Origin of the sequence: Bacillus stratosphericus, from assembly GCF_020524495.1 — a bacterium.
GTDB lineage: Bacteria > Bacillota > Bacilli > Bacillales > Bacillaceae > Bacillus > Bacillus stratosphericus_B.
Genome location: NZ_JAIVLB010000106.1, coordinates 1 through 523, shown reverse-complemented (window position 1 = coordinate 523; position 523 = coordinate 1). Strand labels below are relative to the sequence as shown.

The 523-nt window shown below is 40.5% G+C and carries 1 pseudogene; it reads right to left on the bottom strand.

The features are described 5' to 3' along the window. Positions 1–460: pseudogene (locus tag LC033_RS16710) on the bottom strand (IS3 family transposase); the annotation flags it as partial. Positions 461–523 lie beyond the last annotated feature (63 nt).

The following is a 523-nucleotide window of genomic DNA, read 5'->3' as shown; positions in this document are numbered from 1 at the left end:
ACCTGTTTCTCTAGTTGTCTTTTAGATTGATTCTGAGTCAGCTCCTTTTTCCATCTATAATACGAAGTGCGTAAGATGCCTAAATGGACACAAATGTCCTGTACCGTCATCGTTTTGCGCAATTCTTCTACCAGTTTGATTGACGTTTCCTTATCAACTTCCTTTCCAATTCGTTGTATTTTTTTAAAACTTCATTCTGTTGTCTCAGATAACGATTTTCTGCCTGCAGTCTCTCTAATTCGGAAGAGTACTCGGGACCCTTTCCATAGATATATTGTTTTCCAACAGGCTGTTCGAACCTGTGTGTATCCCCAGCCTTATGCCACCTCACCCATGTCTGAACCTGCGTCTTATTCTTGATATTCAATTCCTGCATGATCTCTTTCATAGGTACACCTGCCAATCTCATTTCTACAGCCTTCTGTTTGACTTCAACTGGATAACTCACTCTTGTCCCCATAGAAAAAACACCTCCATGTTTTATTTCGGATCACAACGGTCCGTTTTCAAACTTGAAGGTGTT